This is a genomic window from Nocardia noduli, from assembly GCF_019038455.1.
In the GTDB taxonomy this organism is placed as follows: domain Bacteria; phylum Actinomycetota; class Actinomycetes; order Mycobacteriales; family Mycobacteriaceae; genus Nocardia; species Nocardia noduli.
Genome location: NZ_JAFMPL010000095.1, coordinates 12,251 through 33,644, shown reverse-complemented (window position 1 = coordinate 33,644; position 21,394 = coordinate 12,251). Strand labels below are relative to the sequence as shown.

Here is a 21,394-nt window from a genome sequence, read left to right as displayed (position 1 = left end):
ATGGGGAGCCACGCAGTGACCCCTCACCCCCTCCCCCGGCGCAGCGGCGGGCACGCATCCACGCCGACCACCGAACAGCCCATCCCGATAGTGGTCCTCGACAGCGACCTGCCCGAGAATGTCTGTGTGGTCGATCCCGGTGAACTCGCCACCGTCGACGCGATCCACACCCTCAGCGTCCACCACCGCTGCCCGTCACCGTGTCGCCCGCGTATGCGGGCGATGACCGCGATCGCCACCGAATACGGGCCAGCCTCGACACAGGACACCCACCCACAAGCGCGCCCGCCCGACGATCACCGGTTGGCCGAAGTGATCGGTGAATACCTGCGCGTGACCACCGAACGCGCCGACCAGTAACCGCCACCGCGACACAACGAGTCCGGACAGCATCGCCGTCCGGACTCGTCTCATCGCTGCTGCTGCCCCTGCCTCGCGGGGGTATCGCACCGTCGCGCCAACGCGCCTGAACCACCCCGGCTCCCGGGTAACCTCACAAGAGGATCAGGCGATCACGCGGACATCGCTGGCCTGCATCCCTCTGTCCGCGTGCACGGTCTCGTACTGCACCCGCTGGCCTTCGTCCAGTTCACGGAAACCGTCGTCCGCGATCGCGGTGTAGTGGACGAACACGTCCGGATCGGTGCCGCCGTCGGGGACGATGAACCCGAATCCCTTGTCGGAGTTGAACCATTTCACTGTGCCGACAGCCATATCCCGGCCCTACCCTTTCTCGTTGAAATCAGAAGATGTCGCTGCGGTCGAGCGAGGACCGATCCGGCACAGCCGAAGTCCGGCCGCACCCGAACCGCCCCCATGTCGCCGTGTGCGTCGATATCGCTCGCACAGAGCTGTTCCGGGTGAGTTCGTCGCCTCAACCCGACACTGCCCTCAGGTACACCGGCAACTCCCGGTGGCCTTGGCTGATGAAACTGTCCAACGTGTCCAAGGCCGCAGGGTCGACCGCGAACCCCAGATCCGGGAACCGGTCGAAGAGAGCGGGCAACGCGATCTCCGCCTCGAGACGGGCCAAGGCCGCGCCGAGGCAGTAATGCGGGCCGTACCCGAACGACAGATGCTCCACCGGTGGCCTGCTCGAATCGTGCTCGCCCGAGGCCGACGAGTTCAGATGCTGGTTGGCGGCGGCGATGGCGGCGATCAGCGGATCACCAGCCTTGACTAGCTGGCCCGCGATATCCATATCCACGACCGCGTAACGCAGGGGCAGGTTCGCCACCGGTGGCCTATCACGCAGGGTGGCCTCGATCAGATGCCGCCACCCAGCAGTACCCTCGCGCAGTCGCGTCACAAGCCCGCGGCGAGTCACCACCGCGTGGATCGCTTGATCGAGCAGGTTCACCGTCGTCTCGTACCCGGCGCTGATCACCAACAACAGGGTGTGGACGAGTTCTTCCTCGCTGAGCTGATCGCCCTCGTCGCGGTGGTCGATGAGCAAACTCGTCATGTCCTCACCCGGCTCGGCGCGGCGCCGCGAGGCCAGCGTGCTCAACAGACCCACCAATTCGGTGAAGGTGGCTTGCGGATCGCGTTGCGGGGCCGTGGAGAAGATTTCGTCCACGCACGTTCGTAGTGGCGGCGCGAGATCGTCGGGGACTCCCATCAGCGCGGTGATCACCCGCAACGGCACCTGCGCGGCGAACTGCTCACGAAGATCGACCACCGTCCCGCCCGGGTGCGCCGCCAGTGCGTCGAGCAGCTCGGTGACGATCTTCTCGATCTGCGGTTGCAGGGCAGCGATACGGCGAGGCGTGAACGCCGGTTTGATCAGTTTGCGCAGCCGCGTGTGCTCCGCGCCGTGGGCGGTGAACATGTTGCGCACCGACACCCACGCGATCAACGGCCAGTCCGACGGGATCTCACCGTTGAGGAAGGCGGGCCAGTGCCGGTAGGTGTCCTTGGACACCCGCTCATCGGCGAACAATTCCTTGAGCAGAGTCGGTGTGGTGATCGCCCACGCGCGTATCCCACCGGGCAGCACCACCGCAACCAACGGCCCTCGCTCACGCAGCAGAGCGGCTTCGGCGGCGATATTGGTGCCGGTGACGTCGAGGACATGAGGATCGAGGACGGATTGCAGAGCGGTCATACCGGACTCCAGAGGTGCGAGGTTGATCAGTAGGTGCGCGGCGAAAGATTCGGGTGCATCGTCAGCGGTGGGTGTGCGGCGAGGTCGGGGTGAACACCACCGGCAGGGTTTCGAGTGCGTGATGAAACGGACCGGCCCGCCACACCAACTCCCCCACCGGGCACGCAAGTCGCAGATCAGGCAGCCGATCGAGCAACTCATCGATCGCGTCGACCGCGCACTGGTAGGCGAGGGTGCGGGCCGGACACGAATGCGGCCCCGCCGAAAACGACAGGTGCGAGGCGTTGCGTCCGACCCGACCGAAGTGGTCGGATCCACTGGCACCGGGGGCTCGGTTGCGGGGGTCGGTGTTGCAGGCCGCCATCCCGATGAGCACCGGCTGATCAGCGGGCAAGGTGACACCATCGACCAAGACCGGGCGAGGTGGATACCGGACGCACAGGTTCGCCAACGGTGGATTGCGGAACAGCACCTCGTTCAGCGCGTCCTCGGTCTGACAGGCCCCGCTGACGACCTGGTCACCGAAACCCCGATCGGTCATCATCAACAGCACCGCGTTCACGATCAGGTGTTGCAACGGTTCGATCGCTGCCGCGTACATGGTCAGGACCTGCTCGCGCACCTCCTGCGCACTCATCCGGTCCGCGTGCGCGATCAACCGAGTCGGGATATCGCGACCCGGGTAGGCGCGTTTGAGATCGATCAACGCACCCAACGCGCCATCGACGACCTCGTCCACCACACCGGGGTCGGTGTCGGCCTCGAACATCATCGCGAAACCACGAGCCAACTCTCCGCCGATCTCGGGTGGGCAGCCCATCATCGTGTTGATCGTCCGAAACGCCAACGGCCCCGCGTAATCGGCGACCAGGTCCATCGCGCCGTCGGCGGCGACCGCCGCGACGAGGTCGTGGCCGTGTCCTGCGACCACAGCGTGCAACTCGTGCAGGTCCACCCCCGCCAGCGCAGCGGTGGTGGCCTGCCGATAGAGAGCATGGGCGTGCCCGTCACTGCGCAGGGCGTTCTTGCGGGCTCCCATCATCGGCATCACCGAGCACCGCGGATCCATCGCTTTCTGCCAACGGCTCGGGTCCGCCCGGAAACGGTCAGTGTCGTGCAGGATCTGCACCGCCATCCGCCACCCGATCACCAGAGTCGCCGTAACTCCCGGCGCGAGTTCGACACGGGCGAAATCAGGGTGGTAGCGGCGCATCTCGGCATAGACCCGATGCGGATTCCGCGCGAAATCCGGTGAATACAACCGGAAGAGAGGACCGTCCAGGCCGTAGGGTCCCGGTTCCTGCCCAACCGGGCATCTTGTCGGTGCCGGGGCGACGGGGTGGCGGGTGGGCGACGGGAAAGCTGTAGCGGCCATGAGATTGAACCCTCGAAATCGTGTGTAGCGAAGGACTTCTCCCGCCGACGCCGACAGGGAGCGTCCCGCAGGCGAGAGTCGAAGCTGTCGAGAACGCGAACGTCGCGTTTACCGGTGAGCGGCGATGGCTTTCGTGATCAGCGCATCGGCCTCGCTACCCAGGACCGCGTCCTGGGTAAGCAGGTCGAACACCGTCAGGTAGTCACTGATCGCGGTCGGGTCGCAGAAACGGAGAGCGCCGGTGGCGGTCTCCACAGCGACCCGGGTGTCGTCGTAGACGACGAAATTCGTTGCCGAGACGCGGAACCGAGCGGTGCGCGGAACAATCTCGACCACGGCAGTAGCGGGCAACCGACCCAGCAGCGTCTCCAACTGCACCCGAGTCGTTTCGGGATCGCCCACGACCGTGTACAGGGCCTGCTCGGCGATCAGGAAATGCACCCATGTCGCCGAAGCCCGCCAACGCTGCTGCCGTGCCAGAAGCGCGTCCAACGCCGCCGACACATCACCATCAACCCCGAGCGCATTCATGCTGGCCTCCAGGACCGCGTGCGCATAGTCACGTGTTTGGAGCAGCCCAGGTATCACCCCCGGCTCGAACCACTGCAACACCCTCGCCTCGGACTCGAACCGCCCCGCACGCTGCTGCAAATCACTCGACGGCTGCTCACGCCATACGATGAACTCGGGAACAGACGAGGTGACATTGGCAGACATGATTTCCTCCGATGCAACCGGTGAAACGAACAGGGTCAGGACGCGGTGATGGATGTGATCAGGGTGCGGTCGGCCTCGGTACCGGTGCCGACGCGCTGGCCGATCCGCAACGGCCCGTCCGGGTCCGACACGGTGACCGTGACGGCCCACCGCCGCGCACCGGGCTCGTGGTCTACGAACATTCGGCGGTAACTCCTCCACAACATCGACGCAGAGCGCGCTGGACTTCATTACCAGCGTTGCCACCGAACCGATCCGCGGATAGACGAGAGCAGGTCGCGGGCGGGACAGTGCATTTTGTCGGTGTCGCGGCTGGTCAGCGACGCGTGTTCGCGATCGCAGATGCTGGTGGCGAGACGGGCTCTCGTCTTGCGGTTCGTCGCGATCGGTGATCGCTGCGCTGTCACCGCTATTCGGTGGGCGATTCGAGGTCGGGTTAACCTGGGTCTATTCACCAAGCAAGGGGGCGGGGCAGAGACGGGATGGGTGACAACGGATCTCGCGCGGACGCGCGTCGCGCCGCCGATATCCGCGCTGGGTTGGTCGCGCATCTCCCGCCTGGTGAGGAGCCGCCGATCGCGCTGGTGCACAGGATTGCTGACGAGATCACCCGACATTGCGGTCACAGCCGGTTCAAGTCTCATCGACTCGCCCATGGCTGGACGATGGCATCCGCTGTCGAGGAGTTTCACCGGATGTGTCGACGCGAAAACCTCAAACCGCGCGGTTTGGTCGTTCGTTCGTGGCAGGAATGGGAAGCCGGTGCTCGTCCTAGTTGGGACTATCAGGATTTGCTGTCACGACTGTTCCACGCCAACCCCGTCGAACTAGGTTGGGCCCCGGACTACGCACCCGCCGCGGACAGTATTCCGGCTCTGCGCGCCCGGCCTGATCATCGTGCGCCTCAACCGCTGATGCAGCTGCCTCCCGACACCGACGACTTCACTGGCCGTCGTCATGATGTCGAACGATTGATCCGGGCGTTGACCACGCCCTCGGTGACTGCCGTCGCGATCGCGGCAATATCGGGGAAAGCCGGTGTCGGCAAGACCGCTTTGGCGGTCCATGTCGCACACCAGATCCAGTCTGCCTTTCCAGGCGGTCAGCTTTACGTGAATCTTGATGGCACCAGAACGCATCCGGTCTCCCCCGGCGAAGTGCTGGCGGGGTTTCTGCGCGAATTCGGTGTACCGGGCAGCGAGATCCCCGAAGATCTCGACGAACGCGCCCGCAGGTACCGCGCCCAGCTCGCGGACCGGCGGATGCTGGTGGTGCTGGACAATGCCGCCGACGAAACACAGTTGCGCCCACTGCTGCCCGGCTCTGCCGGGTGCGCGGTTCTGGTCACCAGCCGCACCCCCATGACAACGCTGGCGGGCATCCACGTCGACGTCGATGTACTCACCGAGGATGAAGCGGTCACACTGTTGACGGTGTTGATCGGCAGCGACCGTGCTGATGCTGAACCCGACGCAGTGCGTCAGTTAGCGCGGCTGTGTGGGGCGCTGCCGTTGGCTTTGCGGATTGCCGCCGCCCGCCTGACATCACGCTCGAGCTGGACCCTGGCTTGGTTCGCGGCCCGCTTGTCCGACGAGACCCGCCGTCTCGACCTGCTCACGGCCGGTGACCTACAGGTGCGTGCATCGTTCGAATTGAGCTACCGCGGTCGCAGCGACATCGAGCAATCCGGATTCCGTCTCCTGTCACTGACGGCGGCGACCTTCCCTGCGTGGAACCTCGCCGCACTGCTCGACACCGACGTGCACCAGGCCGAGCAAGTGTTGGAAAGCCTCGCCGACGCGCAGCTGGTGGAGATCGCCGGAATCGACGCGACCGGCCTGCCCCGCTACCGACTGCACGACCTGATCCGCGACTTCGCCCGGGAGAGGTGCCTGGCCCACGAAACCGAGCAACACCGCCAGGCCGCCGCGCGACGGTTGATCGGCCGCTATACCGCGACCGTGCTCATCGCCGCCCAGACCCTGCACCCCGGTACCGAACACGACATCGAATCCGACGTCGAACTCGACCGGCCCGACGCGGTTGCCGCCCAAGCAGCCCGCAGCGACCCACGCCGCTGGTTCATCATCGAGCAGGCCAACCTCATCGCCGCCGTGGACTTGGCCCATCGTCTCGGTCTACCGGACCAGACCTGGCGCCTGGCCGCTGCACTGCCCGCACTGTTCGACTGGCGCGCGGATTGGCAAGCCTGGTCACACACCCACGAACTCGCGCTGCAAGCCACGATCGCGATCACCGACACCGACCACCCGCGGGCGGTCATCCTGCGCAACCTCGGAGCACTCGACCGGGAACTCGGGCGATACGATGCCGCCACCGCTGTCCTGGACGAAGCCGCGCACATATTCCTCCGTCTCGACGACCAACGGCGGTGGGCCACGACCATGAAGCTGCTCGGCGATACCCACCGCTATCGAGGGCACCTCGATGACGCCCTCACCGCCTTCTCCGCATCATTGCTGACCGCGGAATGCGAGCAGGACTCCAGATCGGTGGCCGGTGTCCTCAACGGCCTCGGTGACGCCAGCCGAGGACTTTCCCAATGGTCGGAGGCCACACGCTACTTCGAGGAAAGCTTGGCGATCTACCGCAACGACCTCCACGACGACCTCGACGCCGCCCGCACCCGAGTGCGCTACGCACTGGTCTACCGCGACCAATGGAAGAACGAGCAAGCCCTACAACTGCTCACCCCCGCACTCGCGGTCTTCACCGATTTCGACGACCTGCGCTGGCAGGCCCGCACCTTGCGTCACATCGCGGTCGTGCACCGCAACGCCGGTGACCTGCACCAGGCATGGGAGCCGTTCGAGCGATCACTGGCGCTGTTCGAACGCCTCGCCGACCGCCGTGGCGTCGCCGTCACCCTGCGCAACCGCGGCGACGCCCACCGCCTAGCCGACAACCCGGACCTGGCCGAACGAGATCTCACCCGGGCCTGCGAGATCTTCACCTCGATCAACGATCACCGTTGGATCGCTCGATGCCACCTCGGCCTCACCGACCTGCACCGCACCACCGCACGCTACGAACTCGCCCACCACTACCTGGACACCGCGTTCGACATCATCTTCCGCACCAGCGGCGACCGTCCCGCCCAAGCCCGCGCACGCCGCCAACTAGGAATTCTCGCGCGAGACACCGCCGACTACGACACCGCCGCCACCGCGCTGCTCGACGCGCACGCGCGATTCACTACCCTCGGCGACCAACTCTGGATCGCCCGCGTCGACGCCGGTCTGGCCCGCCTCGCCCAGCGCCTCGGCCAAGACCCGACACCACACATGAAGGAAGCTCTCGCCATCTGCCATCGCAACGCGATCACCATCGACCACGACATAGAAACGGTCTTGAAGGAATGGTGACACATCCCGACTCCATCACCGCGACAACCCGGTACGAGCAAATCATGCTCGACCACTCCCACCACCCCGCAGACGCCGCAGCGCGTCTGCGGGAGGCCAGCCGGACCGCGCGCAATACCGTCGCCGTGTCCGGCGACCAGCAGCGGCAGATCCGTGATGTCGCCGCCGGAGTCGCGGCTCCCACACTCATCGGAGCCGTGATCTGGATGCTGGAACACGCCCGCCACCGCCGACTCTCACGCCTGCGGTTCCTCTCACGCGACGGCCAAATCTTCTACGAACTCGCCCGTCGCCTCCCCCCGCACCTACACGCCGGAATCGACCTCGAATACGTCTACAGCAGCCGACTCACCTGGAGCCTGGCCGCCAGCAACGCCGACAGCCTCGACCAGGAAGCCTGGCTGTTCAACAGCTTCATGAAATCCAACGCCACCGACCTGTGCGCACGACTCGGACTGCGAATCAACGACCATCTTGCCGCCCTGGAAGCTGCCGGTGTCTCCCTGGACGCTGATACCCGCGCCGATGAGCACCAGCAGATCGAAGCGATGAAGAAGTTCCTCCGGACCCCGCGCGTGCGCGCGGCCGTCGGAGCACGGATCACCGAAACACGCCAACTGCTCATCGATTACGCCGCCGCTCATCGGCTCGACGCCCCGGACACCGGGCTGGTCGACGCCGGATGGACCGGCCGCATGATCGACTCCCTGATCCGCGTGTGCAGCACACCCGGACGGCCACGACCGCATGCCCTGCTGTGGGGATACGAACCGCGAGATCCCGACCCGGCCGTCACCGATCACGTGTCGGCGTACATGTACAACACCGCCACCCGCCAAGGGGCGGATCTGCGAGTGCCTGACGCGCCCTACCTCGTCGAAACGTTCTGCATGGGCGACCACGGAATTGTCACCGGCTACCACCGATCCCCCACCGGCACAATCCAACCGATCCTCAAATCGGTCGGCAACCCCGCTCCCGAATCGTGGGGGCTGCGCACCTACCGCGACACGCTCTACGCCGTCGCCGACTCCTTCACGCACCTCCCCGACCAGGATCTCCGGCCCTTAATCCATGACCTCATGGCCGCGTTCTGGTGTAACCCCACCCCCGAGGAAGCAGCCACCTGGGGGAGCTATCCCTACGACAGCGACCCCGCCGGAACAGCAGTACGACCACTGGCCACACCACTCGAGGGTCCCCAACCCCGACGAGGTGACCGCGCCTGGATAGCAGGCACACTGGCCATCAGCAATCCCGACCTGCGTCAGCAATACCTCACCCACGCATCGGCGACGGAGGTCAACGGCACTCCCGCCACCGACTAGCTGACATACCGAAGAACTACCGCTGCCGGGGGATGACGGCACTGCGTTTGCTTCCGATCTTGGGAATCGGTCAGCGCAGAACACCTACTACCGAACGGCGGACGCGCCGACCTTGCTCCAGTCGAATCCGAGTTCACCCTTGTCGGCGAAGATCTGTTCCCACCATTCGGAATTGTCGGCATACCAAGCCACAGTGGTAGCAATACCGGCCGCGAAGTCGTCGTGTACCGGTGCCCAGCCGAGTTCGGATTGGAGTTTGTCCGGATTGATCAGGTAGCGGCGGTCGTGATTCGGCCGATCAGGGATGTGTTCGATCATCTCGTCGGGATCCATCCCGAGCTCGGCAACTACCCTGCGAGCGATGTCGAGGTTGGTGACCTCGCACCGAGCCGAGATATCGAAGATCGGCAGCAGGCCCGGATCGGTAGCCGCCGCAGCGGGGACCGGGGGGAGGTCGGCGTGCAGGACGCGGTGCACCGCCGCGCAGTGGTCGAGGACGTGCAGCCAATCACGGCTTTGCAGCCCATTGCCGTACACCGGCACTTTCCTGCCACGCAACAGGTTCGTCACCGCCAGCGGAATCAGCTTCTCCGGCAACTGGAACGGACCATAGTTGTTGGCGCAGTGCGTCATACGGATATCCAGGTCCGGGTAGGTCTGCATATAGGCACGCACCATCTGATCCCCAGCCGCCTTCGCCGCCGAGTACGGCGTCTTCGCGTTCAGCGGCGACCGTTCGGTGAACCACTCGTCACCAGGCGCCAGCTCGCCGTACACCTCGATGGTCGACACGTGCACGTGCGACCGCACCGGCACCAACCGGCTGCACTCAGCCATCACCTGGGCACCGAGCGCATTCGACCGCATGAACGACGACGGGCCGACGATCGCCCGGTCGTTGTGAGATTCAGCCGCGAAGTTCACGACATAATCCGGCTCGTACCGCCGGTAGACCGACTCCATCACCTCGAGATCGGCGATGTCGGCCGTCTCGAAGCTGATACGGTCCCGCACCGACTCCAGATTGGCCATGTTTCCGGCGAACCCGATGTAGTCGACCCCCACCACCTGAACCTGCGGCTCGTGCTCCAGCAGAAAATGCACATAGTTCGCGCCGATGAAGCCCGCGGCGCCGGTGACAAGGTAGACGGCCATAACCCGGAAGCCTAGCCAACTCCTCTCACCGCAACCGCCCTCTTCCATCTGGCCCGAGTTGCCCAAAGTCATTGCTCCAACTGAGCGAATTTGCGCGGTTCGGCGGTTGTGGCGCGATATGCTCATCGCGGAGTGTCGGACGCGCACGCGCTCCCCTTTCCGCCTGAGTCGCCCCGCCCACGCCGGTTCGGCGACGTTGATGGCCAAGGTCCTTCCCGGGGCCCGCGTAGCTTGTTCCCCCGTTCGTGTGCCTTCATTCGTCGTAGGCAGAGGTGGCGTGGGCGCATCTGCCGGAATCGGTTGAAGACATGCCCAAGAACAGCAGCGCACGTCGGCGACGGCGGATTCGACGTATCTCCGAGGCGCACGGCGTGAGCTACACTGCGGCCGTGCGTCTCGGCAACGAACTCGCCCGAAAAGCGCAGGTCGACAAGGGGCTACGCCCTCCGAAGATCGACATCGATGGAGTTCAGCGGTACTGGCGACGAGAGGACGCCGAGTCCCTTGGCCAGGACGGGTTGACAGACCCCACACAGGTGGATGTGGTGGCTGCGGCGGACCTGCTGCTGCCGCAGGTGAGGTCGCTGCGATCCGCCAAACTGAAGCCGACGGTCGTGGTGATACCCACATGGCAGCGGGAACGGGTGACTCAGAGCGAGTTTTACGAGCAATTCCCTGAAAAGGTTCGCGACGTGCTCGACACCCTCGAGCGTGTGCGTGAGGACGCCGATATCGCGTGGGTCGAGTGGCGAACGGTGGCCATGGCCGTCCACCATGTGCAAGATCCGTTGAGCGGACTCCAGCGGATCACCGACGGGTGGTTGCGCGAACGGGTCGATGCGGCTGTCGAAATAGCCGAACTGCTCTCGATTGCCGCCGAAGCCGTCCACAGCCGCGGATGTCTGCTCGGAGCGAGACGGTCCCGCGCCGGCTCCGGATACTCGCCCTGCGGCAGCGGAGACATACGGGTCCGGGTCCGAATCTTCGATGACGAGACCACAGTCACCCCGCCGGGGTGTTTCCGCCACGCCGCCGAGGAGATTGTTCACTGGGACTTCGAGGTCGAAGATGGCTACACCGGCGTGGAGATCATGGGCGGCCTTAGCGCCCGTCTGTTCTAGCGTTCTCGATGTTCGCCCCACCCATCCCTGCTCCCGTCGCGGACGAATGAGTATTCGTGCGTTCTCGAAGTACGTGGAGGCAGACGGGGGTGTGGATCTATGGAATTGGGTCGATTCGCTGTCAGGAAGATTCGTCACCGCGACGGTCGGAAGTCGTGGTGGATCTTCACTCCGGACGGAGAACTGCATCGTGCCTCGCTGGCGGTTCTGACCAGGTACGGGACCTCGACACAGCAGACCTATGCCTACAGCCTTGTAGATCACCTGAACTGGCTACACGTGAACAACCGTGACCCGGCTACCGTCAGTTTCGATGACCTGCGCCGTTATATGAACGGTGTGACTGGCCGCACCGAGGGTGTCTACGGTGTGGCTTGGCGGGGTCCGGAGCAGAAGCCGCTGGGCAGCTCGGCGGCGGGCAACGTCGCGACGGTGGTGAAGGCGTACTACCTGTCATTGCAGGCGTCGGGCAATGTGCGTCCGGATGTGGTTGAGGCTTTGTCTTCGCGGCGCAGTTTCACCCAGCGCGGCCGGTCTCGACGATCGGTCGAATCGAATCCTCTTGCCCCACGCCAAAGCTCGCGTCGGCCATGTTTTCTGCCGGACGAGGTTGTCGAAGCGCTGTTCGAACCAGGGATACTCAGGACCGCTCGGGACACCATGATCATCACCTGGCTGCATGACGGTGGCCTGAGAGTGGGTGGCCTGTGTGGGTTGCGCTTCAGCGACTTGCATCTGACCCGACATCACCCGTGCGGTCAGCGTGCCGACCCGCACGTACATGTCGTCGGCCGCGACGACAACCCGAACGAGGCGCGAGCGAAGTCGTATGCGCCATCGAATCCGGGGAAGGATGGACTCGTCGTCGACGGGGTGATCCGCGCGGTCAGCGACGACATGATCAGTACTTTCTACGCCTACCTCCTGGACGAATTCCATCCGATCCAGCACTTGGTCGAGCACGAACAGATCCTCGTCCACACCGGTGGCGTGACCCCGGGTGCGGCTCTGTGCACCGGCGGAGTACGCAAGATGCTGGACCGGGCTTGTCGCCGAGCCGATTTGAACGTCCGCGTCCTGCCGCATTCGTTTCGCCACAAGGCCGCCGCTGCGCTGTATGCCGAATCGGACTTCAACGCCGAGTTGGTCGCTCAAGAGTTCGGTTGGTCAAGTCCGGCGATGGTGACCGACATCTACGGCAAGTCCGCCAACCGGCACGCGATGCAGTTTCTGCAACAGGCGTGGGAGGCCACCGCTCGGCCCCCGAGCGAGCAATATCTGGCGCCGGTCCGGACGGATAAGGCCGAGTCGTGACAGAATATGGAACGAACGTGGTCGACACGCTTACGGCTGTTCCGGCGACAGCATCGGACTATCTGGGCCTCAACGCCGAGCAGCGCTACGAGATCGTCAGCCCACGGTTTCCCGCGTGGTTGCTGGCCGAGCCGATCGACTTCCCACCCCATCACTGCACCTATGGTTGGGCCTGCCGAGTCGACGGCTGCACGGGGGTGCTTCCGGAGATCTCACTACAGCTGCTCTGTGTCCAGCACACGAGGCACTACGCGAAGGTCAAGAACACCGTCGAACTCGCAGAGTTCCTGGCCGGTGCCGAGCCCCGCGGGCGGCGACTGAACTGGGGGGTGATCCGCAAGTCGCCGTGTCGCATCACAGGATGTCCACGCGAAGCCGAAGCCGCAGGGTATTGCCTCACCCACTACAACATGCGGTACCGGGCGCGATGCCGCGGCACCCTCGATTGCGGTTGGGACACACGACAAAGACCGCTTCCACCGACGGCGCTTTGCGATGTCGATGGCTGTGTTCATGACGCGTCTCTGGGACGGAGCCTAGAGAGACAGAACCGCACGCTGTGTCCCAGCCACGCGGCACAGTTCGACTGGTGGCTGCGATCCGGCGAGCCCGGCAAGGGCAGCTGGAATGAATTCCTCAGCATCCCGAGAGTTGTCGGATCGGTTTCGCCGGCCGTCGTTCATGGACGTGTTTGCCTGGCCCGGCTTCCGTCCGGACTTCAACGGGAAATCCGCTACGCCCTTCATCGCCACGCCAACACAGCATGGCGCACTCCGTGGCGACCCAACATCCTCCAAGGTGTTATCGACACGCTGCTGGCCGCAGGCGTGCAATCTCTGGCCGATCCACTCGTGGATGATTTGACCGCCGCCGTCAGCAGGGAACCCGAGCGCCGGATCTGGTTGGATCTTCCGGTCGCAGCGCGAAGCCTCGCGGTCACCCCGGATGCTGCCAAGGCTGCGGGGTGGTTCGATCCGATCCTGGTAGGGGCGGCATTATTTTCAGGAAGTCAGGGAACTCGGCGCAAGCCCTGGAACATCACCGCGGTCAGCCAGGTATGGCTGCGGAATCTGCTCTGGGACCACCTCTGCGACGAGTCGTTGAAACCGACCGGGAAACGGCCGTCCCGCGGAGTGATCTTCGATCGCATCACCGGTGTCGCGTTACTGTCGCGAATCCTCGAACAGAACCGCGCGGATCACGGTGGTGTCGCCGAGGCCCTCGGCAAACGCGACGCCGATGCCGTCAAGGACACCTTCGATCTGTGGTTTCGGGAGCAGATCCCGCTGCCGATCGTGTCGAGTCGAACCGAACCCCGAGTGCTCACCGAAGCGACCCGCATGAACTACACAGCCGGGGCGCGCACCGTTCTGATACAGGCCCGTGAACATGGCCGGACCGCGGCGGACCTCGACCTGTTCATCCTCAGTCTGCCGAGATTCCCCGCTGCCAAGAAGAAGCCTCGGCCACGTCCGCTGAGCTATGACGATTTTCAGATGATGGTCAGCCCGGACAACCTGCGCGCACTCGACGCCCTCGACAACGATGACATCGGATGCTCCGACATATGGCTCACACAGGCGTTTCAGGGCGGACGAATCGGAGAGACAATCAACCTGCGCCTCGGCTGCATCGGACTCATCGGCGCCGCCCAACCCTACATCTGGCGTGACATCACCAAGATCGGAGTCATCGACTACGGAATGCCCTGCTACCTACCGGTTTACGAACGACTGCTCCGCAGACAAGAGATCACCCGAGCGAAACTACGAATCCGATACCGAGATCAGCTCGCCCAGCTCGATAGCCGGGGCCGGGCACGACTGGAAGTGTCATGGGACCGCGAAATGCCGCTGTTTCCACGAATCAAACTGAATACCGATCTGACTTTGGCAGTCTCGCAAAACTGGTTCCGTGTCGCCTGGACCTCCTGGTTCGAAGCCCTGGGGCTGAGGTCGATCACCACCCATCAGACCCGAGCGACGTTGGCGACATCACTGCTGAACAACGGGGCACCACCGGCGCTGGTCCGCCAACTGCTCGGGCACTTCTCCGAAGAGGCGCTGGCGCATTACGCGAACTACAACAACGACACCATGACCCGCCACCTACAGCAGGTTTGGGCTGCTAGCCCCGGCGCGGACAATCCCGGCACCATCCTGCTGCGTCCCACCGATATCACCACCGACAACCCCGCCGCCGCGGCCGCCCGGATCGATCTGACGGTCGTGCCGGTCGAGCACGGCCTGTGCCGCTACGGACCGGTCGTCGGCGGCGCACAGTGCCCCTACCAGAAGAACTGCACCGCAGGGCCGGATGGTCCCTGCGAGCACTTCGTACTCACCGGCGCCGACCTGGCCTACTGGGAACGCAAACGCGACGCCGCCTACCACTTCGCCGAGGGCGCCCCCACCGACGACGCCCGCGACTACATCCTCAGTCAATGGACTCCCTGGGAACCCGTCCTCACCGGCCTGCGCGAGGCCCTCGATGAACTCGGCCTGCTCGAATCCGCCGAGAAACTAGACCTGCGCACCCCTGTCCACGACTACTTCGACCCACTTTTCTCCACCGGATGGCAAGTGACACAGATGAACTCACCCGAACCCGCCGGCACGGAACAGGAGATCGAGTCCGTTTGAGCGCCAACACCCGTCGCCGACCCGTCGAGATGATCGAACAACGATCCCGCACCAGCGCTGACTGCGAGAAACGCCTCCGCAGGGCGCTGACCAAACTCGCCAAGACGGGCGCGCCGTTCACCATCGACAACGTCTGCGACCTGGCCGGTGTCGGCAAGACGTTCATCTACGACAAACGCCGCCCCGAACTCACCAGAGCCGTCCTGGCTGCCCGAGACGCCTCCCAAGCCGCTGGTCCCCGACGCGCGGAGCGAGCTCTCGACGCGGACACAGCCTCCTGGCGTGAACGCGCCCTCAACGCCGAAGCGGTCATCTCCTCGCTACGTGCCGCGATCCGCGACCGGGATGCCCGCATCAGCGGCCTCACCGGAGAACTCTACGACCCCGACGGAAACCACCTCGCCGACGAAAATGCAAAGCTACGTACGCTTCTCGTGGCGCTCAACCAGAACCTCACCAAAGCCAACACCGAGAACCGGGCCCTGCGCCGCTCCCTCGACGGCGCACGAGCCAACCTTAAACGCGAACGAGAGCGCAACGTCGCACAGATCTTCGGTCAGTGACCCCCATTCCACCCGCCGGTCCTCAGTCGCGCGCGGCCGGGACTGTGGATTTTTTGGCGATACAGACCCGCGCGGCCTTGTGTGTTCCTGGACCGACGAGGCGTTGTAGCCGGTGGTCACTGGTGGTGTCCTCGAAGATCAGAGTGTGGGGTCGTGTCGGGGCACCGAGGCGAACGCGACGGCCGCGGCCACGACGGCGAGCGCGGCCAGGAGCAGGTAGGTGTTGGCGTAGCTGCCCGTCCATGCGCTCAGTGCCGTGCCCGCCCAGGGGGCCAACGCCATGACGATGACGACCGGTGCGGACATGAGTCCGCTGAGGCGGCCGTAATGTGTTGCGCCCCAGCGTTCGGTGATCGCGGTGGCCTGGATCAGGGTCATGATTCCTCGTACGAGTCCGGCGCCGATCGAGACGCCGATCAGGACCATGACGGTGGTGCCGAGTCCGAGTAGTGCGGTCGTGGCGGCGGTTGCGGCGAAGGCCGCGATGATGCGGGTACGTGGGCCGGTGGCTGCGGCGAGAGGCAGGTAGCCGATGCGGCCGAGGACTTGTCCGGCGCCGCCGAGACCGAGGGTGAGCGCGGCCAGGGATGGGGAGAATCCGCGTTCGATGAGCAGCGGTACGAGGTTGAACACTCCGGCGAAGGCGGTGAACGCGCCCAGGCTCAGGGCGGTCACCAACGCGAGGAAGGCGGGGCTGCGGGCGATGGCGTTGTGGTCGGCGTGGAAGCTGTTGGCCGCTGGGGGCGGGTGTGGCCAGGGGCCGTGGAGCCCGAGCCAGTGGGCGGGGATGGTGACCAGGGCGAGGACCGCGGTGAGGATGAGATAGGTTGCGCGCCAATCGGTGTGCTGGACCAGGGCTGCGGTCAAGGGTGCGAAGACGGTGCTGGCGAGTCCGGCGGCGAGGGTGAGGATCATCAACGCTTTCACGTGCCCGGTGCCGTACCAGCGGGTCAGGGCGGCGAAGGCGGGTGGGTAGAGCACCGCGCCCATCGCGATCCCGGCGGCGATCCATCCGGTGAAGAACAGTGCCAGGTTCGGTGCGGTCGCCACCACGATCAGCGACGGGATGGCCAGGACCGACCCGAGGGTCATGATGACGCGCGGGCCGGTGCGGTCGAGGAGTCGTCCGACCGGGATTCCGGTGAGTGCGGCGGCGAGTTGACTCAACGAGAAGGCGGCGGTGATGGTTGGTGCGGACCAGCCGGTGTCGTGGGTGATGGAGACCGACAGGACGGGGAAGGCGTAGTAGAGGATTCCCCAGCTGGTGATCTCGGTCAGGCACAGGGTCGCCAGCACCCGACGCAGACCGGTAGCGGTGAGGCCACCGGTCTGCGAGGCAACAGTGATGTCGCTCAACAGCTCACCCTCGCGCGGGCACGGCCGTGCCGAGGGTGATCAGTTCCGGCTGCGGTGCCCCACAGCAGCCACCATCACCGTTGTCGGCGGCGGTTTTGGTGGCGTCGGGGTCGTCGAAGACTCCGGCGCCGCCGCAGACGCCGGTGTCGGGCAGGGTGAGGTCGATCCGGGTCGCGGCTTCGTGGTCGCCTGCGATCGCGGCGGCGATGGAGCGGACCTGTTCGTAGCCGGTCATGGCCAGGAAGGTCGGGGCGCGGCCGTAGCTTTTCATCCCGGCCAGGAACACGTTCGGTTCTGGATGCGAGAGTTCGGTGACGCCGTGGGGGTAGACGGTGCCGCAGGAGTGCACGTTGGGGTCGATCAACGGCGCGAGCTGGGTCGGGGCTTGCAGGACCGGGTCGAGGCCGAGGCGGATCTCCGAGAGCCATGACAGGTCTGGCCGGAAGCCGGTCAACACGACCACGTGGTCGACGTCGTCGAGGCGTTGCCCGTTGTCGGAGACCAGGGTGTGTCGGCCGCTTCCGTCGGGCTCGATCGCGGCGGTGCGGAATCCGGTCACCACCCGCAGATGCCCCGCCTCGACGGCGGCCTTGGCGCGTTGTCCGAGCGCGCCGCGCGCGGGCAGCTGGTCGGAGTCACCGCCGCCGAAGGTGTCGGTGGTGTCGCCTCGGCGCAGCACCCAGCTGATCAGAGTGCCCGGTTCCTTCTCGGCGAGCCCGGCCAGAGCGATGATGGCGGTGAGCGCGGAGTGTCCGCTTCCGGCGATCACGATGTGGCGTCCGGCGTAGCGGGCACGCACCCGCGGGTCATCCAGGTCGGGCACCCGGTAGTCGATCACCTCTGTGGCGGCGGTTTCGCCGAGGGCGGGAAGTCCCTCGCCGCCGAGGGGATTGGGTGTGGTCCAGGTGCCGGAGGCGTCGATCACCGCCCGTGCGAGCACACGGTCTTCGGTGCCGTCGGCGCGGCGGATGTGTACCGAGAGCGGTTCGGTGTCGCGACCGGCATCCACCACGCGGTCGCGGCCGCGGCGGGCGACGCCGACGACCTCGGTGTTCAGGTGCACGGTGTCGCCGAGCGCATCAGCGAGCGGGATCAGGTAGTCGCGGGCCCAGTCCTGCCCGGTCGGATAGGCGTCGTCGGCGGGCGCGCTCCAGTCGGTGGATTCGAGTAGGCGGCGGGCGGCGGGGTCGACGAGTTCGCCCCAGCGGGAGAACACGCGGACGTGATTCCACTGCGATACCGCTGCTCCTGCGGTATCGCCGCGCTCGAACACCAGCACGGGCAGGTGGCGTTCGCGGAGTTGGGCGGCGGCGGCCAGCCCGATGGGTCCGGCTCCTACGACGACGACGGGCAGTTGGTTCATGATCCCGATTCCTTTCATCGACAGTCATCGATCATTCGATTGGAACTGTATCGACGTGCGTCGATCAATGCAACCATCGATATTGGTCGATATAGTGGTGGGTATGACGTCCCTGGATATGCCGATCGTGCGCAGCGGTGAAGCCACGTGGGAGGACACGCTGACCGTCGGCGACGCGACGACCTACGCGGCGTGGTTCGCCTGCCTTGCCGACCCGACCCGGGTGCGGTTGCTGCATCAGGTCGCCACCCGCCCGTCCGGAATCACCGTCGGCGAACTCGCCGAAGCTCTCGGGATCGGGCAGCCAACCATCTCCCATCACGTGCGCAAACTCGCCGATGTCGGGTTCGTCAACGTCCACAAGGACCGCACCTCCACGGTCGTGATGGTCAACCCCGCCTGCTGCACCGGCCTGCCCCATGCCGCCGACGCGGTCATGGGAGTGCTCACCCAACGCCCGTGCTGCCCCACCGACCTACCCGGCGACGTGTCGGTGCGTGCGATGACCGACGCCGATTGGGACGCGGTGCTGCGCATCTACGGTGAAGGCATCGCCACCGGCAACGCCACCTTCGCCACCGAGGTCCCCGCCCGAGAAACCTTGGACGCCCGATGGCTGCCCGAACACCGGTGGATCGCCGAGATCGACGGCCACGTCGTGGGCTGGGCGGCATTGAGTTCGGTGTCCGGTCCCGACACGTTCGAGGGGGTGGCCGAGAACTCGGTCTATGTCGCCGAGGACAAGCGCGGGCGTGGAGTCGGAAAGGCGTTGCTGCACAAGCAGGTCATCGCCGCCGACGAAGCAGGGCTGTGGACCTTGCAGACCTCGATCTTCCCCGAGAACCGCGCCAGCATCGCCCTGCACCACTGCGCCGGATACCGCACGATCGGTGTGCGCGAACGCATCGGCCAGCGCGAGGGCGTGTGGCGCGACACGGTCGTTCTCGAACGCCGGAGCCCGGTCAACTGACACCCGGTGGCACCTCGACGCCGTTCGCGGTGCCGGTCGTTCGCTCGACGCCGAGATCGACTCTTCTTCGGATCAGGCCGACATGGAGGTGCGTGATGGTCCGTCGGGTCGGCTCGGCACCCGAGGGGACTGTTCCCTCGGTCAGGTCGGGTCAGGCGGGCCGGGGTGCGTACATGATGACGGCGACGCCGATCAGGCACAGGGCGGCACCGGCGAGGTCGTAGCGGTCGGGACGGAATCCGTCCAAGGCCATTGCCCACAGCAGTGATCCGGCGACGAAGACGCCGCCGTAGGCGGCGAGGATGCGCCCGAAGTGGGCATCGGGTTGCAGGGTGGCGACGATTCCGTGCAGTCCTAGCGCGATGACACCGGCGCCGATCCATACCCAGCCGCGGGCCACCACTGTGCCCACCACGAAACTCGAAATCACCAACAGGGCCGCGTCCGCAGGGAAACTATCGCAGCAGGCGATCGAATTCCACACGCAATCGCAGCGGCGATCGAACTTCAGCCAGAGGTCCAATCGCTATACCCGCGACCAGCAGCTCGGGTGCGATCGGTCACGGGTTCATTCCCGCTCGGGTCAGTGCCACCAGGTGGGCGACCGCTGTGTCGGTGGATAGTTCGGTGGCCGCGGTGAGGGCGTGCAGGCAGTAGGTGGCCAGTTCCTCGGCTGCGATGTCGGTTCTGACCGTTCCGGCGGCCGCGGCCTCGGCGATCACATCGGTCAGTAGGTGGCGAAGCTGCTGTTGCGCTCGGGCGACATGCGGGCTGCGGTGCAGCACCGCCCCCAGTTCGGTGTCGTGCTGACGTCCCGCTTCTCGCAGGATGCCCGCATATTTTGCCAGCACTGTATCCAAACGCTCGGAGACATCGGTTTCGGCGACGACCGAAGTCAGCTGGTGCAGGTGTGTAGTGACCTGCGTTTCGTGCCATGCCTCGAGGATGGCACCGACGTCGGAGAAGTACTTGTAGAGCGTCGCTCGGCCGATGCCGACGTGATGGGCGATCTGCGACATGGTCACCGATGTCACGCCGTGCTGTCCGACCAATTGCGCGGTGGTGTCGAGAATTGCCTCACGCACAGTGCGGCGGTGCGCATCGACGGTCTCGTTCCACAACTTCGGCACCCGATAAGGCTACATTCCGCCACTGAGGTAGACACTCCGACGGCATCGATACATACTGTATCGTAAAAATCTTGTGTTGCTCAAACTGGAAGAGGTACATCGATGACGTCTCCGCCTCCGTCGCCACGACCGAACCCTCCCGTCCCACGCTGGGTGAAAATCATCGCCATTGCCGCCGTGGTCGCAATCGTTCTGCTGGTACTCGGCATCCTGGTGGGAGGCGATCGGCACGGACCGGGGCGGCACGTTGGCTCAGCGGCTCTCACCGCCACCGTGCTCTCGGGATGCTTGTGATGTCGTCGGGGACCCGAAAGCTCACCTTGACTGTGCATGTGGGCGCTTCGGTCGGCTGGCTCGGTGCGGTGGTGACGTTTCTGGTCATGGCCGTGGCCGGAGTGGGCACTGCCGATGTGGAACTGGTTCGGGCGGTCGATCTGATCGCACCATTGTTGGTCCGGTGGGTATTGGTGCCGTTGGCTTTCGCGACACTGGTGACCGGGGTGGTCGTGTCGGTCGCCACTCCGTGGGGTTTGCTGCGCCACTACTGGGTGCTGTTCAAGTTGCTGCTCACCCTCGTCGCGACCGTGGTTCTTCTGCTCTACACCCGTACGGCACAGGTGTACGGGGACCTGGCGATGCGTCCCGACACACCCCTGGAGGCGTTGCGGGCTCCGACGTTCGTCGTCCATGCCTCGTTGGCGGTGATGATTCTGGTCGCGGCGATGATCCTGGCGATGTATAAACCCCGCGGGCTCACGCCACGCGGATTGCGGCAACGTCGAGAACACGCTGCCGCGGCCCAATCCTGACCGAGAGAGCTCTCACACGTAACTGCCTGGCGAAAAATGGGTGGCTTGAGCGAGGAGT

Annotated in this window: 18 protein-coding genes and 1 pseudogene; 9 read left to right on the top strand and 10 right to left on the bottom strand. The window is 65.3% G+C overall.

Translation table 11 applies throughout. The features are described from left to right. The coding region (locus tag JZ792_RS32630; RefSeq protein ID WP_216916739.1) for a hypothetical protein at positions 1 to 360 on the top strand (360 nt) is incomplete at its 5' end. A 144-nt stretch (positions 361 to 504) separates the two neighbouring features. Here the strand turns inward: JZ792_RS32630 and JZ792_RS32625 are convergent. From JZ792_RS32625 to JZ792_RS32605, 5 genes are all read right to left on the bottom strand, one after another. After that, a complete protein-coding gene (locus JZ792_RS32625; RefSeq protein WP_216916738.1) occupies positions 505 to 714 on the bottom strand; it encodes a cold-shock protein in 210 nt (69 codons plus the stop codon). 160 nt (positions 715 to 874) lie between these two features. After that, complete coding sequence (locus JZ792_RS32620) at positions 875 to 2,107, bottom strand: cytochrome P450 family protein (RefSeq protein WP_216916737.1); 1,233 nt, start codon at positions 2,105 to 2,107, stop codon at positions 875 to 877. A gap of 61 nt (positions 2,108 to 2,168) precedes the next feature. After that, a complete protein-coding gene (locus tag JZ792_RS32615; RefSeq protein ID WP_254190668.1) occupies positions 2,169 to 3,368 on the bottom strand; it encodes a cytochrome P450 family protein in 1,200 nt (399 codons plus the stop codon). A gap of 222 nt (positions 3,369 to 3,590) precedes the next feature. After that, positions 3,591 to 4,199 (bottom strand): DUF5753 domain-containing protein, encoded by a 609-nt coding sequence (locus JZ792_RS32610; protein WP_216916736.1) that lies wholly within the window; start codon positions 4,197 to 4,199, stop codon positions 3,591 to 3,593. Positions 4,200 to 4,234: 35 nt separating this feature from the next. Then, positions 4,235 to 4,381 carry a hypothetical protein gene (locus JZ792_RS32605; RefSeq protein ID WP_216916735.1) on the bottom strand — a complete coding sequence of 49 codons (147 nt, stop codon included), beginning with the start codon at positions 4,379 to 4,381 and terminating at the stop codon, positions 4,235 to 4,237. Positions 4,382 to 4,681: 300 nt separating this feature from the next. Here JZ792_RS32605 and JZ792_RS32600 point away from each other — a divergent pair, with 300 nt between their 5' ends. Both JZ792_RS32600 and JZ792_RS32595 read left to right on the top strand, forming a co-directional pair. Next, a complete protein-coding gene (locus JZ792_RS32600) occupies positions 4,682 to 7,585 on the top strand; it encodes an ATP-binding protein (RefSeq protein WP_308165547.1) in 2,904 nt (967 codons plus the stop codon). Beyond that, positions 7,582 to 8,913 carry a hypothetical protein gene (locus tag JZ792_RS32595; RefSeq protein ID WP_216916733.1) on the top strand — a complete coding sequence of 444 codons (1,332 nt, stop codon included), beginning with the start codon at positions 7,582 to 7,584 and terminating at the stop codon, positions 8,911 to 8,913. Before JZ792_RS32600 ends, JZ792_RS32595 begins: the two co-directional genes overlap by 4 nt. A gap of 87 nt (positions 8,914 to 9,000) precedes the next feature. On the opposite strand, the gene JZ792_RS32590 is transcribed toward JZ792_RS32595, so the two are convergent. After that, the gene (locus JZ792_RS32590) at positions 9,001 to 10,275 is read right to left on the bottom strand and encodes a dTDP-glucose 4,6-dehydratase (RefSeq protein WP_216916732.1); all 1,275 of its coding nucleotides are present in this window, start codon (positions 10,273 to 10,275) and stop codon (positions 9,001 to 9,003) included. Positions 10,276 to 10,340: 65 nt separating this feature from the next. On the opposite strand from JZ792_RS32590, the gene JZ792_RS32585 reads away from it, so the two are divergent. The 4 genes from JZ792_RS32585 to JZ792_RS32570 all read left to right on the top strand — a co-directional run bounded on the left by JZ792_RS32585 (position 10,341) and on the right by JZ792_RS32570 (position 15,708). Further along, on the top strand, positions 10,341 to 11,189 hold the full coding sequence (locus tag JZ792_RS32585) for a hypothetical protein (RefSeq protein WP_216916731.1): 849 nt from the start codon (positions 10,341 to 10,343) through the stop codon (positions 11,187 to 11,189). Between the two features lie 99 nt (positions 11,190 to 11,288). Further along, complete coding sequence (locus JZ792_RS32580; RefSeq protein WP_216916730.1) at positions 11,289 to 12,503, top strand: tyrosine-type recombinase/integrase; 1,215 nt, start codon at positions 11,289 to 11,291, stop codon at positions 12,501 to 12,503. 851 nt (positions 12,504 to 13,354) lie between these two features. Then, positions 13,355 to 15,145, top strand: coding sequence for a tyrosine-type recombinase/integrase (locus JZ792_RS32575; RefSeq protein ID WP_308165546.1), 1,791 nt, complete (start codon positions 13,355 to 13,357; stop codon positions 15,143 to 15,145). Further along, positions 15,142 to 15,708 carry a hypothetical protein gene (locus JZ792_RS32570; protein ID WP_216916728.1) on the top strand — a complete coding sequence of 189 codons (567 nt, stop codon included), beginning with the start codon at positions 15,142 to 15,144 and terminating at the stop codon, positions 15,706 to 15,708. Before JZ792_RS32575 ends, JZ792_RS32570 begins: the two co-directional genes overlap by 4 nt. A gap of 138 nt (positions 15,709 to 15,846) precedes the next feature. Here JZ792_RS32570 and JZ792_RS32565 read toward each other — a convergent pair whose 3' ends face one another. Together JZ792_RS32565 and JZ792_RS32560 are read right to left on the bottom strand one after the other, a co-directional pair. Then, entirely contained in the window at positions 15,847 to 17,067 is a 1,221-nt protein-coding gene (locus JZ792_RS32565) for an MFS transporter (RefSeq protein ID WP_438804415.1), read from the bottom strand. Position 17,068: 1 nt separating this feature from the next. Next, on the bottom strand, positions 17,069 to 18,427 hold the full coding sequence (locus JZ792_RS32560; protein WP_216916726.1) for an FAD-dependent oxidoreductase: 1,359 nt from the start codon (positions 18,425 to 18,427) through the stop codon (positions 17,069 to 17,071). A 103-nt stretch (positions 18,428 to 18,530) separates the two neighbouring features. On the opposite strand from JZ792_RS32560, the gene JZ792_RS32555 reads away from it, so the two are divergent. Then, positions 18,531 to 19,397, top strand: a complete 867-nt coding sequence (locus tag JZ792_RS32555) for a helix-turn-helix domain-containing GNAT family N-acetyltransferase (protein WP_216916725.1) — start codon at positions 18,531 to 18,533, stop codon at positions 19,395 to 19,397. A 151-nt stretch (positions 19,398 to 19,548) separates the two neighbouring features. Here the strand turns inward: JZ792_RS32555 and JZ792_RS32550 are convergent. Together JZ792_RS32550 and JZ792_RS32545 are read right to left on the bottom strand one after the other, a co-directional pair. Further along, positions 19,549 to 19,791, bottom strand: a pseudogene (locus JZ792_RS32550) (YnfA family protein); the annotation flags it as partial. A gap of 166 nt (positions 19,792 to 19,957) precedes the next feature. Continuing rightward, on the bottom strand, positions 19,958 to 20,527 hold the full coding sequence (locus JZ792_RS32545; RefSeq protein WP_216916723.1) for a TetR/AcrR family transcriptional regulator: 570 nt from the start codon (positions 20,525 to 20,527) through the stop codon (positions 19,958 to 19,960). 332 nt (positions 20,528 to 20,859) lie between these two features. Between JZ792_RS32545 and JZ792_RS32540 the strand changes: the two genes are divergently transcribed. Next, positions 20,860 to 21,336, top strand: coding sequence for a DUF2269 domain-containing protein (locus tag JZ792_RS32540; RefSeq protein ID WP_308165545.1), 477 nt, complete (start codon positions 20,860 to 20,862; stop codon positions 21,334 to 21,336). Positions 21,337 to 21,394 lie beyond the last annotated feature (58 nt).